We start from the raw sequence: 15355 nt of genomic DNA, 5'->3' as shown, positions 1-15355 counted from the left end.
GTAATATTTTCCCACAATTCCATATATAATAAAACAATCATACTTTTATACCCGTTTACACCATTCAAATATTGGATATAACAGTTGTTATTATACAACTAGGAGGAATGAATGTTGAGTGAAATATTCAAAAGTTACTCCGGAATTCCTTATTTGCGGCTTGGTGCAGGTGAACCTTTAGTTTTCATTCATGGTCTAGGTGAAGTGAAGGAGGGTTGGGCAAACCAGTTTGAATTTGCGAATCAGTATGACTTAATCATTCCTGATTTACGGGGACATGGAGACTACACTACTCCTGGAGAGATTTCCATAAAAAACTTTGCAGATGATGTAATTAGTCTATTAAAAGAACTGGGAATTGAAAGCGCACATATATGCGGATTATCGATGGGTGGAATGGTTGCGCAAGAAATTTATCGGCAAGCACCTGGGATGTGCCAGTCTTTAATGCTTGTGAGCACTTACCATTATGCTCCAATGCTACTCGGAAATCTTTTTTTAAAGTACCGGAAAGCCCGAGCAGAAAATAACTCTCCTAAAGCGATTACAGAAAGGTCCGCAAAGATTTGTCTTTATTCTTGGAGCAAGGAAAATATCGAGACCTTCTCCAAATTTTACAAACCAAACCGTGAATTCTTCTTTAAATCCATGGAGGCTTGTTTACAAGTAAATAACTTAACCTTACTCCCACAGATTAAAGTGCCTACCTTAATTATTGGCGGTCAATACGATTCAGTTATTCCTGTTTGGGTTCAGTACTTAATGCATAAACAAATTCGTCACTCTGAGTTTGTCATATTCAGGAACACTGGCCATGTTGCCAAATTAGAGGCAAAGGATGAATTCAACAAGGTTCTGAGAACATTTTTAAACAAACATAAAAGGGCAAGTTAGGAGTAGAGGGATTATCCTTCCTCTCCTAACTTGCCCTACTAAAATATATATTTCCTTGTCCCAAACTATAATTAAAAAAGCGGGTGGGAACGACTAGATGCCCATTGATCAACAATTCCTGCAAATAATCCAGATAATGCAAGACCAACATGCCCTGATTCAACGCAAACGTATGTTTTATCTTCACTCGTTACTAAATCCATAATTGGTTTACTTTGCTCTTCCAAAACTAAATTGTCTCTAGACCCTGAGACTACGAATAGATTGGCACGAATATTCTTCAAATCAGCGGGTTTATTCCCAACCATGAACTCCCCTTTAATCAGCTTGTTACCCTTAACAAATTCATTTACAAATTGTTTATAGGCTTCACCAGCAAAAGGTACTTGATCAAGTGTCCATTTATTCATCCGACGCCACTTTTCAACATAACGGTGATCATGGGCCCGATTTAAGAGCATGGTATAATTGGTAAAATAAATTGGCGATCCAATAGCTCTAAACATCAATTCCACATATTTAGGGGGTACAACCCCATAAACATCTAGAAAATGATCGAGATTAATATCTCCATTTTTGAGACCTTCCACCCATTTTTCCGGCCCTACAAACGTACTGAAATCAATAGGAACCGTAGCTACGATTAAATTTTTTATTGGTTCTTCGGCTACAGATGCGTAGATAGAGGCAATCGTACCGCCTAAACAATATCCAACGAGTGTAATTTCCTCCGCTTCGGAATGGCGAATGGCCCTCTTTACAGCTGTTTTTAGATACTTTTCAACATAAGTGTCGATACCAATCTTTTTGTCTTCATATCCTGGTGTACCCCAATCCAATAAATACACTTCATAGCCCATGTCAGTTAAGTTTTTTATCACACTCTTCTTTGGGTCAATATCTAAAATGTATGGTTTATTAAAAAGCGAATACACAAAAAATAATGGAATCTCATACTTTTTTTGTTTGGCAGGATAATGCCATAAAACTGATTTATTTTTTCTCCATACTTCAGTCCTTGGAGTCTGAGCAACCTTGGGTTCAGGTTCAGATAAAAGTTTAACCACATTGGCCCAGCGCTCCATTTCTTTTTGATAATCAAACTCTGGAATGCTCCCCTTGAAAGGTGTTTCTGTTGCCAAGCTCACCCCTCCATTTCATTTTATTTCGATGTCCCTGATCCTGCCAACTCTCGATCCACTTCTTTGTTCTTTTCAAGAAGACCTTTTATTGACTCGAATTCTTCTTTAAAGTTAGTTAATTTCATTAACTCAAACTTCATTTCTTGGAGTTCTGCCTTTAATTCTTTTGTCTCTATTTGCTCTTTTTTCGTTTTTACTAACTCTGTTTTAAGCTGCTTTGTTAATTTAATGATTTCTTTTGAAATTTCCACAACACTCTCGATTTCTTTGTTCTGTGACTTAATGGTATCCTGCAAATCCCAGATTTGTTCCTCAAGAGCTTCAATTTTTTCCTCAGCTTGGACCGTTAATGTTGCAACATTAGCTATATCATTTTTAGTTGGTAAATTCAAAACACCTGCAAGTGCTTCCTGATTCTTTTTGAATGTCTCAAGATAACGAGAATTAATTTCTGTTCCGGTATTAGACATTTTTATGAAATCCTTGTTATCCGTCCAATGATAGATAAAATCATTTATCTGTTTTTCCCATAAAAGACTAAGCTTATGAAAGGATTCAAATGGATCGTAAGGTTTTTTACCAGACATTACTTCCACTCCTATTTTTTCATTATTTAGATTGATCGGTTGCATTCTTCATATAATTTTGAAACGGCAGAATTGCAGATTTCACTTGCTTAGCAAACATATTTACAAATACTTTTTGATTTTCATATAAAACATTGCTTGTTTTCTTAACACTCTCAATATATTTTTCTCTGCCATTTTTCCGATAAGCGATATACTGTTCAACGGTTTCTACATATTTATCTAAGGCATCTAGTTGTCCTGTAATTAATGCTTGAGTTGGGGTTAATAATAAATGAGCTGTTTTATTTTGAATATCTTCAACAACTTTGTTAATTTCTTCATATGATTTCACTGGAAAGAATTGCTGTAGTGGAGTCGTTGTCATAAGTAATTCTTCGCGTGCTCCCTTTTCCCACTCTTTTAGTTCCATCCCAAATTGCGCCGAAATGGTGATGGCATTTTCCTGATTCTGTTTAAGCTTTTCCACGTAGTTCTTGACTGCTTCCAAGAAAAGTGTATCTCGTTTATTTAAGCGCTCTTCCCATGCATCTAATTCATTAAATCCTAATTTCCAAAGCAGATCTAAGCTTGATGAATCCTGTTCCTCGTCAACCTCTACTTCTTGATTTTCTAATTCTAATACTTTTTCAGTTTTTTTCGTCATGGTTTTTCTCCTCCAAATTCAAATCAAATAATTGTTTTAACTCTATTAACTCATCTTCCAAGCTTTTTAGTTTACAAGCGTGGATTTCCCCTGCTTCCTTTTCCAAAATAGCTTGCAAGGCTTCCCATGATTCACGAATCATTTTTAACTTGTTCCGGTTCTCTTGCTGTCTTTTGTTCATCCAATAGATGGATTCATCCAAAAGATCTAACTTTCCCTCATAATCTACAATTCTTACAGAAATAGCACTTATTTCATCTTTATTTGGAAGGTCAAACTGTTTTAACCTTCTGGTTGTATATCTTCTGTGGATTTTTAACTGCTTCACATGTGCTTCCATTGCTTTTCCAAATGCAATGGTGAATTTTCTGTTATTTGTGCAGGCATGGATTCTCTTATTCATTTCTGTTTCTATTTTTTTATAAAAAGAATCTCTATCTTGATGCGTGGACTCCATGTACATCCCTCTTAACTAATTAGCCAGTATCTACTATTTAACTTACACTGGCAGTTGCCCCACCGTCAACAACTAGTACATGACCATAAACATAGTTAGAAGCATTTGAGGCTAAAAATAGTGCTGGACCTTTTATGTCATCATCTGAACCAAAGCGCCCTGCAGGTGTACGCTCAAGAATTTTTTCACCTGAGTGGTCCAGAATTGCTTTAGCCATTTTTGTTGGGAAAAACCCCGGAGCAATGGCATTGACATGGACATTATACGGTGCCAGTTTTACGGCTAAATCCTTTGTTAAGGTAATGACCGCACCTTTGCTTGCTGAATACCCAATTGCATCCATCACTAAGGGGTCTTGTCCACCCATACCTGCGATTGAGGCAATATTAATAATTTTGCCGGATTTTTGCTCGACCATAATTTTTCCAACTGCCTGAGAAAATAGGAAAACCGCCTTTAAGTTGATATCCATCACCTTGTCCCATTTATCTTCAGGCATGTCTAGAGCAGGTGCTCCCCAGCTGGTACCACTGTTATTAACCAAAATATCAATCCGGCCAAATTCCTTCATGGTTTCATCGACCACGAGTTGGATATCACTAGGATTGGCTACATCACATTTTAACGCTTTTGCCCGAATCCCTTTCTCCTGCAGTGTTTCTGTGAATTGTTGGCAAGCATCTAGATTTCTAGAGCATACTACCACATTTGCGCCTGCTTCTGCATAAGCGGTTGCAATTTGCTGCCCTAAGCCTCTTCCACCGCCTGTAATAATGGCAGTTTTGCCTTTTAAACTAAAAAGCTCTTGAGTATTCACTGCTTTCTTCCTTTCTATTATGCTTTTATTTTTAATTTTTCTTGATCTCTTAATACTCGGCGAAGTAACTTTCCAACTGAAGATTTAGGCAAATCATCCCGAATTTCTACCTCTTTTGGAGCCTTATATGGGGCAAGGTTCTCTTTCCCAAACTGTTTGATTTCTTCTTCTGTATGGGTGTACCCGTCCTTCAATTTGACAAATGCCTTTACTGTTTCCCCGCGGTAGGAATCAGGAACGCCTATAACTAGCACTTCCTCAATACCTTCTAATTGATAAAGGACATCCTCGATTTCACTAGGATAAACATTGTATCCACTCGCAATAATCATATCCTTCTTCCGGTCAACGATATAAAAGTAGCCGTCTTCATCCATTTTTGCGATATCTCCTGTAAACAGCCATCCGTCTTTTAATACTTCGGCGGTATCTTCTGGGCGATTCCAATAGCCTTTCATGACCTGAGGACCTTGGATTATGAGCTCCCCTTCTTCTCCAACTGGAGCATCAATATATCCGTCTGGAGACAGTTGAACAACTCTTGCAATTGTACTTTGGACAGGGATTCCCACACTTCCATATTTCCTTGGGACAAACGGCGGGCTAAATATCGCAGTTGGGGCCGATTCAGAAAGCCCATATCCATCCAGTAACATGGCACCTGTTTTCTTTTCAAACATTCTCACTTGTTCTACAGGTAGAGGAGCCCCACCGCTGCTTAAATAGTACATTTCATTAAAACTACAAGTATCTAAATCTGGCTGGCTATTTAAAGCAAAGTACATGGTTGGAACGGCTGACATTTGGAACGGCTTTTCACGGTTAATCGTTTCCATTACCTCTCTGACGTCAAAACGAGGTAAGACAATTTGATTGGCTCCTTCACGAATTCCACACAGTGCCACACTAGATAATCCATAGACATGGAACATTGGCAGGACAGTAATCATCTTTAAGTTTTCCGGTTTATTATCACACGCTTTATAGGCAAAATCACACACTTGATTGAAATTTGCTAGGAGGTTGCGATGAGTGAGCATGACACCTTTAGATACACCTGTTGTTCCCCCTGTGTATTGTAAAAGGGCAACATCCTCGTATTGGTCAATCTCAATTTCTGGGAGATTTATGTCCTCATGTAAAAATTCATCAAAATAATGATCTCCTTCTGCAAGATCAGCTCTAGAACCACCAAAACTTACTACGATCACCTTTTTTAAGGATGTATTGGATTGTAATTCTTTTATTCTTGGATAAAATGCATCAAATGCAACGATGTACTCAGAGCCCGAATCATTTAAAACGTGTTCTATTTCTCTGTCTATATACATTGGATTAACTTGAACAGCTATTCCACCTAAACGAAAAGTACCGAATAGCGTGAATATGTAATGCGGGGAATTAGGAAGCATAATCGATAGGCGATCACCTTTGGTGAACCCTGCCCGATGTAAGGCTGCAGCAAATTGATCGGTTATTAGTTTTGTATCGTTGTAGGTCCATACGTTGTCAAAGAAGGTAAAAGCGGGATTATTAGTATAACGGGTTACTGAACCTTGCAAAAAATCGTAGAGAGAATTGTGTTCAATATTCACATGCTCGCTAATTCTTGGGTCATAAACTTTTAACCACGGCTTTTGTTGATAAACCATTAAAACGATGCCTCCTCAGGATATTTAATGTCAAATAGTAAATATTCCTCTTAAAAATAGCTGTAATTGCCTCGAAGGGTTCGTCAAAATCATTAATTAGAATATTAATATAGTTAAGATTATTGTAGTTAAATGTGGATTTGTAAACCTCCCTCTTTCGACAAAATTCCACATAATCCCCCATTTCAAGAAATAGTATATTATCAACACAGTTATATTAAGCAACCGCTTTCAAAACACTTACTCAAAAACATGAAAAATGATGAAAATTGTCGGAATATTTTTTCAACACTTCACATCCCAAATCGTAAAAAATGTAATTTATAGTCAATAAACCCCTTCACCAAACCACACCCAAAGAACCCCTAATTTAAGAAAGTATTATTCTCCTATAATACTTACTAGTGTCAGGTACCAATGAAACACACATGTCCACCAAAAGAGGACACGAGAAAAATTTATGATTCTATTATTCTGAATTTTATAAAATTTAAACTTTACAAATTGTGGTAATTCCCTTTATGATATATAACAATAGGAGGGGTATATTTGAGTAAAGTTTCTTTATGTTGCTCTGAAATTCCTTACTTACGTTTTGGTGCTGGTGAACCTTTAGTCTTTATTCATGGTTTAGGAGAGGTAAAGGAGGGTTGGAACAATCAGTTTGAATTTGCTGATCAGTATGACTTGATTATTCCTGATTTACGAGGGCATGGTGAGCATATTACGAATGAGAAGATATCTATTCCACAGTTTGCCCGTGACATTATTACTCTATTAAATGACCTCCAAGTTGAAAGCGCTCATATTTGCGGATTATCAATGGGCGGATTGGTAGCCCAGGAAATTTATCGTCAGGCTCCCCATATGTGTCGATCATTATTATTGGTAAGCACCTTTCATTTCATCCCTAGACACCTGGCAAAGTTAATAATAAACTATCGAAAATTTCGTTCACTATCTACAACACCAAGTTTACCAAAAAACACCGCTGCTCGTATTTCACTTAATTCATGGAAAGGTAAAGTATATCAGGACTTTCATAAATTTTACAAACCTAATCATGAGGTTTTTCTAAAATCGGTTAAAGCATGTTTGGAAGTGAATAATTTAAAACTACTTCCTAAAATAAAAGTCCCTACATTAATCATGGGATCCCAATATGATTCTGTCATCCCTGTATGGATCCAACTATTAATGCACAAACAAATTCGCCACTCTGAATTTGTGATCCTTAGGAACACTGGTCATATTGCCAAATTAGAACAAAAGGAGGCATTTAATAGAGTTATTCGAAACTTTTTGAAAAAACACTCAGAAGTAAGTTAAGGGAGGGATTTTTTCCTCCCTTCTTCCATGTTCTTTCCGTAGTTAAATTATCATATAATTTACCGTTACTTTTTAAAAAGGAGGATTAAATTAATGCCAATAACTAATGGGAATGGTATTAATCTTTATTATGAGGTTCATGGAGAGGGCGAACCATTACTTTTAATAATGGGGTTATCACTAAATTCAAAATCTTGGTTCAGGACTCTCCCTGCTCTCAGTGAGCACTTTAAAGTAATTATATTTGATAATCGCGGGACAGGTCATAGTGACAAACCAAACTCCCCCTATTCGATCGAGCAAATGGCTGAAGATGCTAAATGCGTCTTGGATGCTGCCGGAGTAGACTCAGCCCATGTATATGGCATTTCAATGGGCGGGATGATTGCACAACGATTAGCACTTTTGTATCCTTCTAGGGTCCGTTCGCTTGTCTTAGGTTGTACAACCTCTGGGGGCGCGACACATGTCCAACCTAATGCAGAAGTCTCGATGCTTATGCTTTCAAGAGGTTCTGCAGTTGCAACACCCGAAGAAATGGCGTGGGCCACCGCTCCAATCCTATACAGTCAATCATTTATAGAAAACCAACGGGAATTAGTGGCAGAGGACATACAAAGAAGAATAGAGATACCTGTTCTCCCTTTCGCCTATATCCTTCAACTTCAGGCCTGCTTAGCTCACGATACCTCCAACGAGATTGACCAATTCGAATGTCCTGTCTTAGTTATCCATGGAGATGAAGATAAATTGGTTCCCTATCAAAATGGGGTAACCTTAGCAGAGAAAATTCCGAATGCTGAATTTTTGACAATTAAAGGTGCTGGCCACATTTATGTAACCGAGGCCAATGATTTAGTAAATGAAAGAGTAGTAGAATTTTTAGAAAATCAATAATGATTAAAAAAATGCCCGTTCACTAATCGAATGGGCATTTTTCCCCTTCCTATGTCTCACGAACAATTCTTAACACGTTGCTTGGAACAGGTATCCCAATGTTGCCGTATTTCCTTGGTACAAACGGTGGACTAAGCATATTAATGGATCTGAATAGAGAAATCAATCGTTCGATAGGCTATAAGAAAGGTTGCTAATGAGTATATAGCCTCGCTTAACCCAAATATAAAAATGGAACTACTGAAAATGAATACATTCAATAACAAGATAATTTGTCCGATCGAAAAAGAAGAATGTTTACTTAATAAAATGGCTATCACTTCTGTTCCATCAAAACATCCACCGAATCGAATCGTTATGCCGACACCCAGTCCTAAACTTATTCCGCCAAGGACAATGACTAGGAGTGGATTGGTGGTGATGACAGGAAGCGAATCAAATACATAGGTTTCAAGCGATAGAATGAGAATGGCAAAAAGACTGAGCATGAGAAACCTTCTGCCCAGAAATCGATAGGCAATGAGGAAAAAAGGTGTATTTAATACCAATAAAAACAATCCTATTTCTTCTTTTGAAATATGAGCAAGCAGGATACTTACGCCAATGATTCCTCCATCAATCACATGATTTTTCACCAAAAATAATTGTAAGGATAAGGATACAAGTGTAGCACCAAAAAAAATGAACAATAGCCGTTTGTAAAAAGAACATGTCCCTGCTCTGCTTAAATCAATATAAAAGTTCGTCCTTTTCCTTATCATACTTGTCCCCTTTTTCAACCAAATTCCATAGATCAACTGTGTTTAAAATATATTCAATTAACCCGAGAAACATTCTCTACTCCCCGATACTAAAAAGAGCCGCTCTTTCATGGTGTCAGGCACCATCACGCCTGTGATGTAAGCGGGTGTTTAAATTCATTTGGTAACGAGACGTTTGTTAGATTCTTTATAAAGAGGACATTATTGGTTTTATATTGCTGTTTCTCATATCCTAGTTCATGCTCATCAGGATGAAAATGGAAAATGACTCTACTGCAATCAGGCGGGACAATCGTACTTAACACTGTTTGAAGGTTTACCTTCCGAGGACTAACTATATCATAGAGATGTATATCCCCCTCCTCCCTTTGAAAAATCACCAGTGCGTTCTCCTTCTCAAGATAGTAGAGGTCCTGGCTAAAAACCATAATACAATAAAACATGAGGAGCTCCTCACAATTTGAGGTTCCGAATTGTTCCGAGATAACCTTACGATTCCTCGCTAAATTATAAATGTACTCTAAATCCTCTGGATTGCTAGCAACTAATTTTCTCACCTTAGAAGAAACTGCAGGCATATGATTATAGTCCAATATAAATTGCACTTCATCTGTAGAAGAAAATCCGAATTTCGGGTAAAAATCCAATACATTTTGATTGGCAAACAAATAAATGATATCGACATGTTTATATTCGTCTAACACAATCTCCATCAAGCGTCTCGACAATCCCTTATTTCGATAATTAGGGTGTGTCATGACAGTCCCGATTTGGATTGCTTGTTTAACCTCCGCATTTACGACCAAGTTTACAAGATTTACGGATACATTTGCTACCACTTGTCTATGATCAACAAAAGAATACGGCAGATACTTTTCTGTCCAATATCCATTTTGGTGCCACGTTTCAAACTCTATTCCAAAAGTATCAGAAGCCAATTGATTAAAACTTGTCCTTAAATATTCATGATCTTTATAATCTTTAATAAATAATAATTCTTTCAAAGGACTCTCCCCCGTCGATAAAAACAAAAAAGGACGAGCCATTTATCGACTTGTCCTTATCTATTTTTATTATTTTTTCAACATCTTAAATACCTGCTCAACATCCTTATCGCCGCGTCCTGATAGGTTAACAATTAGTACATCTTGGTTAGATAATTCTTTCGCAAGCTTAATAGCATATGCAACGGCATGAGAACTTTCTAACGCTGGGATTATCCCCTCCGTCTTGCTTAACAATTGAAATGCCTCTAGGGCTTCTTGCCCAGTCACTGTTACATACTCTGCTCGCCCGCTTGTTTTCAAATGGCTGTGCTCTGGACCAACACCTGGATAATCCAGCCCCGCAGCAATCGAGTACGTTGGTTTAGGGTCTCCATTTTCATCAAGTAATGTTAAACATTTAAAGCCATGAATGACAGCAGGTACTCCTTCAGTCATTGTCGGTGCTTCAGCTGGTTCAACCCCAATTAAGCGCACCTCTTTATTGTCAATATAATGGGCAAAGGCACCAATGGCATTGCTGCCACCTCCCGCACAAGCAATCACCGCTGTTGGCAGCTTTCCTTCCTTTTCAAGAATCTGCTTTTTCGATTCTTCACTGATAATCGCCTGAAAATGCTTAACCATTGTAGGATAAGGATGTGGGCCAACGGCCGAACCCAATAAATAAAAGGTATTCTTATAGTTTTGCACCAAGTCCCCAAGGGCTTCGTCGACAGCATCCTTTAAACGGCCCTGCCCTTTATCAACAGGTACAACTTTGGCACCTAATAACTCCATCCGAAAGACATTAAGTGCTTGGCGTTCCGTATCTAGTTTTCCCATATAAATAATGCATTCCATCCCAAACATGGCACAGGCGGTTGCTGTTGCTACACCATGTTGCCCTGCCCCAGTTTCAGCGATTATTCTCTTGGCACCCATTCGTTTTGCTAAAAGAATTTGACCAATTGCATTATTAATTTTGTGTGCACCAGTATGGTTTAAATCCTCTCGTTTCAGATAGATTTTTGCCCCTTGATTTTGTTTGGTTAAATTCTCTGCAAACGTTAATGGATTCTCCCTGCCAATATATTCTTTTAAGTAATACTTGAATTCCGCAATGAATTCAGGGTCATCCTTATAACGATTAAATTGCTCTTCTAATTCGTTCATTACCACTTGTAAATCCTCAGGAACAAAACTTCCGCCAAACTCTCCAAAAAAACCTTTGCTCTCAACACTTACTCTATCCATGCTCGTCTCGACTCCTTCTAAACTATTATTCTAATTCACATTATAATGAATAATTAACTGAATATTCCTGTAATTATCTTATCATATTACCCATAATCTGCAAACAAATAACTATAGGGCAATAATAGGAAAAAGCCTACACCTTCGTGCAGACCCTTGGTCTAGTTTCCTAATCAATCCTTATTCATATCTCAGGGAATCAATCGGATCAAGTTTAGAAGCCTTGTTTGCTGGAAGTAGCCCAAACACTATCCCAATAACCATTGAGAACAACACTCCACCTACTACCACTTGCCAGGACACTAAGGATGGCCAACCTGCAAAGAAACTAACAACGGTGGACGTACCCCAGCCAAGCACAATCCCGAGCATGCCGCCTATAAATGTTAGTGTCATTGATTCAATTAGAAATTGAGTCAGCACCTGTCCTCGTGTAGCTCCTAACGCCATACGGATCCCGATTTCTCTTGTTCTTTCGGTCACGGAAACGAGCATGATATTCATAACACCAATTCCACCAACAAATAATGAGATACCTGCTATACTTCCAATAATTAATGTCATGATTTTTGTGATTTGTCCTACCCCTTGAGCGATTTCTTCCATATTAATAACTTGGTAGGATTTTTCCGTATTATGCAGATTATTTAATAGTTTAGCAGCCTTTTTACCTGCGACCTGCAGTTGTTCAGTTGATGCTGCTTGCAGGGTTACTTGGGTAAAATCACTGCTTCCGTAAATCGTTTTCCACGTTTGGAAAGGTAGATATACCTCCATTGACCCAAATGATAAAAGTCCAGTTGGTTTCTCTAAAACCCCAATAATTTCAATCGGTTGATTGGCAACCATAACAACCTTTCCAACTGGATTTTCCCCTTTAAATAATTCCTCTTGCAATTTATTACTGATTAATGCTGTACGGCGGCCGCCCAGAAAATCAGAGGCTGAAAAATTCCTTCCGTTAGCAACTTTCAACTCATTTAATTTTATATAGGCCTGATTTATTCCAGTCGATGAGGCATCAACAGTTTCCTTTTGAAATTTAACAGAAGACAATTGGGTGCTTGAGGCCACGACACTTTTAATTTCCGAAATTTGTTCCAGCGCTCTGATATCTTCCTGTTTGAACGGGGCCTGCTGAAATATATTAGGGTTCGCACGTATTTCTTCATCGGAAGGCTGATAAAATAACTCAATCGTATTCCCTGGCCCGGTAATTTGTGATTTCAGCATCGCTTCCCCGCCCTGTCCAATGGCTACGACGATGATAACAGCACCTACCCCAATTATAATCCCCAGCATCGTTAAAATACTCCGCATCTTATGGGCTTTTAGTGAGCTTAATGCCATAAAAAGATTTTCCATAAAACTCATCCTGCCGGCCCCCTAACACCCTCAAAAGGCGACTGAATCATTCCATCTCTAACCATAATTGTTCTGTTCGCGTATTCGGCTACTTCTGATTCATGGGTAACGATAATAATTGTAACTCCTTCATTATTCAGTTCGCTAAATTGTTCCATAATGTCCTTGCTTGTTTTTGAATCAAGGGCACCTGTGGGTTCATCCGCTAGGATAATCTTAGGTGTATTGACAATGGCTCTCGCTATGGCAACACGCTGCTTCTGTCCCCCAGATAAAGCATTAGGAAGATGGTTCATTCGGTCGGCAAGACCTACTTTCATTAATGCCTCTTCTGCACGGGCCTGGCGCTCTTTTTTGGGGATTCCTGCATATATCATTGGTAATTCCACATTTTTTAAGGCCGTCAAGCGCGGGAGCAAATGAAACTGCTGAAAGACAAAGCCAATCGATTGATTTCTAACCCTAGCCAATTCCTTATCATTATAATGAGAGACATTTTCCCCGCCAAGATAATACTCTCCCTCAGTCGGTTTATCCAAACATCCGATAATATTCATTAAGGTCGACTTTCCCGAGCCAGATGGACCCATAATGGCAGCAAATTCACCTTCACAAATCGATAGACTGATACCATTTAAGACAGGTACACTTTCTTTTCCCAATAAAAACGATCTTGAGATGGATTCTAGCCGGATCATTTAACTGTCACTTCCAACCCATCTTTTAGTTTGTCAGGTCCATTAATGATGACTTTGTCTCCTTTTGGAACACCTTCAAGGATTTCGATCTTCTTCCCTGAGGTAATGCCAGTTTTGACATTTTGTTTATGCGCCTTTCCATCCTTAACGAGATATACATAGGGCTGATTCCCATCATCTAATAACGCATCGAGCGGCAGGACCATCGCTGTCTTTTTGTCTGTTTCTATCTCCATAATGACTTGGAAGCCTGGTTTCAACATTTTTGTATCCCCGGAAATCTTTACTGTGACAGGATACTGCACAGCCTGTGTACCATTTTGCAAACTGGCTTGGTTCTGCTCTGGCAAAATAGATGTCTTCGTGATTTCACCCAGCCATTCTTTGCCTGGCAATGCCTCTGATTTCATGATCACTCTTTGACCTTTGCTAACTTTAAGCGTATCGTATTCGGACAACAGTCCTGAAACTGTCATCCCTGCTAATTTCCCAATATGTATAATAGGCTCGTTTGTTGCATCAAGTGATGTTGCTGGCTTTTGGGCTGTTAAAACAATACCAGCTATAGTACTTTTAATCTCTAATTCATCTTGGCGTTTACTAATCAAGTCTTTTTGAAGTTCTGTTTGCTTAAGTTCAATGTTAGCTAATTCCCTTTCCATCTCAAGCTGTTCAAATTCAGGAGAAAGCTGTTTTTTCGCTTCCTTTTTTCCAACCTGCTCACTTAACGTCTTTTCTTTGTCTTCGAGTTGCTCCAATTTCTTATCAATTTGGTTTATTTTTAAATTAGCAGATTCGACCGCTAATTTATTCTGCTCAATCTCTAACTCAAGCTGGGGATTTTCTAATTTAGCCAAGACAGTACCTTTCTTGACTGTCTGTCCTTCCTTGACCAGCAATTTCTTGATTTCCCCTTTGTCTGGTGTCGCATAGACTAGTTGTTCTTGAGGAAGCTTCACTGTTCCTGGAATCATTAATAGAGAGGAGATTTCTTCTTGGCTAATTTCCGTGGTCTTAACGGAAGGCCCCTTTGCAAGGACCTGCCGGTAGACACTTACAGAAATCATCATGATGATTACTAAAATTACACTAATGCTAATCCAAATTTTCTTTTTCATTATAGCTTCGGCGCTCCCTGTAAAAGGGTACCGACCAAAGCAAAGCCAATACTAACAACAAAGAAAATCACCGCAATTGTCCATGCCAGACCTTTAGAAAATTGCGCTGTTTTATGAAGGCCCAAGGCAGTCAATATGGCGGACCAGATCCCAAATACCTCGATTGAACCTAAAACACCAGCTTTATCTTGATTGAGAAGCCCTGCTAAACTAGTAATATATATTTCTGGGTCCCCGCCGATGGCATATCTGATTCCCATATTCAATATAAGTCCTGCTGCCCCGATAATCATGATAAAAGTATTCATAGATAATAATTGTTTAAAAGAAACAGTGGAACTAGCAATTTTGGCAATCACTAATTGAATAGCACTGCAAACTAAAACACCTATAATAGGCGTAATGATGCCCGTGACTGCAACAGTTACCTTTGTAATGGTTAACACCAATTCAACTTGATCTTCTGGCACTCCTTGAGCAATTAAAGTAGCTGCGTCTAGTGATAAGGCCATTAACGCCATCCCAATGGCATAAAGGATACTAATAATAGTTAGTGGTGCCCAAATTTTCGGACTTTGCTTAATCCGCTCAAACTGTACCCCTGGACTCGTAAACATTCCTAATAACTTAGGATTCTCTTTTTGTATATTTACTTCTGTCTGCAATTCCATATCTAACACCCCTTCTTTCCATTTATGTAAATTCTTCCATTTAAGTATACGACAAACTAAGCCGAAAGTTTCATTTTTTTC

16 protein-coding genes are annotated in these 15355 nt (G+C 38.4%); 3 read left to right on the top strand and 13 right to left on the bottom strand.

Annotation, left to right across the window (positions count from 1 at the left end; translation table 11 throughout):
- Positions 1 to 111 precede the first annotated feature (111 nt).
- A complete protein-coding gene (locus FS608_RS18845; protein ID WP_395947791.1) occupies positions 112 to 894 on the top strand; it encodes an alpha/beta fold hydrolase in 783 nt (260 codons plus the stop codon).
- A gap of 71 nt (positions 895 to 965) precedes the next feature.
- On the opposite strand, the gene FS608_RS18840 is transcribed toward FS608_RS18845, so the two are convergent.
- The 6 genes from FS608_RS18840 to FS608_RS18815 are packed head-to-tail and all read right to left on the bottom strand — an operon-like array spanning position 966 to position 6195.
- A complete protein-coding gene (locus FS608_RS18840; RefSeq protein ID WP_144553869.1) occupies positions 966 to 2036 on the bottom strand; it encodes an alpha/beta fold hydrolase in 1071 nt (356 codons plus the stop codon).
- Positions 2037 to 2056: 20 nt separating this feature from the next.
- A complete protein-coding gene (locus FS608_RS18835) occupies positions 2057 to 2623 on the bottom strand; it encodes a polyhydroxyalkanoate biosynthesis repressor PhaR (protein ID WP_144553867.1) in 567 nt (188 codons plus the stop codon).
- Between the two features lie 22 nt (positions 2624 to 2645).
- Positions 2646 to 3269: a hypothetical protein gene (locus FS608_RS18830; protein WP_144553865.1), complete on the bottom strand. Its 624-nt coding sequence runs from the start codon at positions 3267 to 3269 to the stop codon at positions 2646 to 2648.
- Complete coding sequence (locus FS608_RS18825) at positions 3253 to 3726, bottom strand: hypothetical protein (protein WP_144553863.1); 474 nt, start codon at positions 3724 to 3726, stop codon at positions 3253 to 3255. Before FS608_RS18825 ends, FS608_RS18830 begins: the two co-directional genes overlap by 17 nt.
- Positions 3727 to 3763: 37 nt before the next feature.
- Positions 3764 to 4543, bottom strand: coding sequence for an SDR family oxidoreductase (locus FS608_RS18820; RefSeq protein ID WP_144553861.1), 780 nt, complete (start codon positions 4541 to 4543; stop codon positions 3764 to 3766).
- A gap of 17 nt (positions 4544 to 4560) precedes the next feature.
- The gene (locus FS608_RS18815) at positions 4561 to 6195 is read right to left on the bottom strand and encodes a long-chain-fatty-acid--CoA ligase (RefSeq protein WP_144553859.1); all 1635 of its coding nucleotides are present in this window, start codon (positions 6193 to 6195) and stop codon (positions 4561 to 4563) included.
- A 549-nt stretch (positions 6196 to 6744) separates the two neighbouring features.
- On the opposite strand from FS608_RS18815, the gene FS608_RS18810 reads away from it, so the two are divergent.
- Both FS608_RS18810 and FS608_RS18805 read left to right on the top strand, forming a co-directional pair.
- The gene (locus FS608_RS18810; protein ID WP_144553857.1) at positions 6745 to 7524 is read left to right on the top strand and encodes an alpha/beta fold hydrolase; all 780 of its coding nucleotides are present in this window, start codon (positions 6745 to 6747) and stop codon (positions 7522 to 7524) included.
- A 93-nt stretch (positions 7525 to 7617) separates the two neighbouring features.
- The gene (locus tag FS608_RS18805) at positions 7618 to 8421 is read left to right on the top strand and encodes an alpha/beta fold hydrolase (RefSeq protein ID WP_144553855.1); all 804 of its coding nucleotides are present in this window, start codon (positions 7618 to 7620) and stop codon (positions 8419 to 8421) included.
- A 140-nt stretch (positions 8422 to 8561) separates the two neighbouring features.
- Here FS608_RS18805 and FS608_RS18800 read toward each other — a convergent pair whose 3' ends face one another.
- The 7 genes from FS608_RS18800 to yknW form a co-directional block, all read right to left on the bottom strand.
- Entirely contained in the window at positions 8562 to 9182 is a 621-nt protein-coding gene (locus FS608_RS18800; protein WP_144553853.1) for a YitT family protein, read from the bottom strand.
- A gap of 125 nt (positions 9183 to 9307) precedes the next feature.
- Positions 9308 to 10186, bottom strand: coding sequence for a GNAT family N-acetyltransferase (locus FS608_RS18795; RefSeq protein ID WP_186328810.1), 879 nt, complete (start codon positions 10184 to 10186; stop codon positions 9308 to 9310).
- Positions 10187 to 10255: 69 nt separating this feature from the next.
- A complete protein-coding gene (gene trpB, locus FS608_RS18790) occupies positions 10256 to 11422 on the bottom strand; it encodes a tryptophan synthase subunit beta (protein WP_144553849.1) in 1167 nt (388 codons plus the stop codon).
- Positions 11423 to 11602: 180 nt separating this feature from the next.
- Positions 11603 to 12796: an ABC transporter permease gene (locus FS608_RS18785; RefSeq protein ID WP_144553847.1), complete on the bottom strand. Its 1194-nt coding sequence runs from the start codon at positions 12794 to 12796 to the stop codon at positions 11603 to 11605.
- The gene (locus tag FS608_RS18780; protein WP_144553845.1) at positions 12793 to 13485 is read right to left on the bottom strand and encodes an ABC transporter ATP-binding protein; all 693 of its coding nucleotides are present in this window, start codon (positions 13483 to 13485) and stop codon (positions 12793 to 12795) included. The genes FS608_RS18785 and FS608_RS18780 overlap by 4 nt, the downstream gene beginning before the upstream one ends.
- Complete coding sequence (locus tag FS608_RS18775) at positions 13482 to 14603, bottom strand: efflux RND transporter periplasmic adaptor subunit (RefSeq protein WP_144553843.1); 1122 nt, start codon at positions 14601 to 14603, stop codon at positions 13482 to 13484. The genes FS608_RS18780 and FS608_RS18775 overlap by 4 nt, the downstream gene beginning before the upstream one ends.
- Positions 14603 to 15274: a YknW family membrane protein gene (yknW, locus tag FS608_RS18770; RefSeq protein WP_144553840.1), complete on the bottom strand. Its 672-nt coding sequence runs from the start codon at positions 15272 to 15274 to the stop codon at positions 14603 to 14605. Before yknW ends, FS608_RS18775 begins: the two co-directional genes overlap by 1 nt.
- Positions 15275 to 15355 lie beyond the last annotated feature (81 nt).

The organism is Bacillus sp. X1(2014), assembly GCF_007678255.1.
This window is presented reverse-complemented; position numbering and strand designations above follow the sequence as displayed.

Coding starts and splice junctions, on each gene's coding strand:
- trpB (WP_144553849.1), bottom strand. CDS start 11,422: ATGGATAGAGTAAGTGTTGAGAGCAAAGGTTTTTTTGGAGAGTTTGGC.
- FS608_RS18805 (WP_144553855.1), top strand. CDS start 7,618: ATGCCAATAACTAATGGGAATGGTATTAATCTTTATTATGAGGTTCAT.
- FS608_RS18845 (WP_395947791.1), top strand. CDS start 112: ATGTTGAGTGAAATATTCAAAAGTTACTCCGGAATTCCTTATTTGCGG.
- FS608_RS18775 (WP_144553843.1), bottom strand. CDS start 14,603: ATGAAAAAGAAAATTTGGATTAGCATTAGTGTAATTTTAGTAATCATC.
- FS608_RS18785 (WP_144553847.1), bottom strand. CDS start 12,796: ATGAGTTTTATGGAAAATCTTTTTATGGCATTAAGCTCACTAAAAGCC.
- FS608_RS18830 (WP_144553865.1), bottom strand. CDS start 3,269: ATGACGAAAAAAACTGAAAAAGTATTAGAATTAGAAAATCAAGAAGTA.
- FS608_RS18780 (WP_144553845.1), bottom strand. CDS start 13,485: ATGATCCGGCTAGAATCCATCTCAAGATCGTTTTTATTGGGAAAAGAA.
- FS608_RS18835 (WP_144553867.1), bottom strand. CDS start 2,623: ATGTCTGGTAAAAAACCTTACGATCCATTTGAATCCTTTCATAAGCTT.
- FS608_RS18800 (WP_144553853.1), bottom strand. CDS start 9,182: ATGATAAGGAAAAGGACGAACTTTTATATTGATTTAAGCAGAGCAGGG.
- FS608_RS18825 (WP_144553863.1), bottom strand. CDS start 3,726: ATGGAGTCCACGCATCAAGATAGAGATTCTTTTTATAAAAAAATAGAA.
- FS608_RS18815 (WP_144553859.1), bottom strand. CDS start 6,195: ATGGTTTATCAACAAAAGCCGTGGTTAAAAGTTTATGACCCAAGAATT.
- yknW (WP_144553840.1), bottom strand. CDS start 15,274: ATGGAATTGCAGACAGAAGTAAATATACAAAAAGAGAATCCTAAGTTA.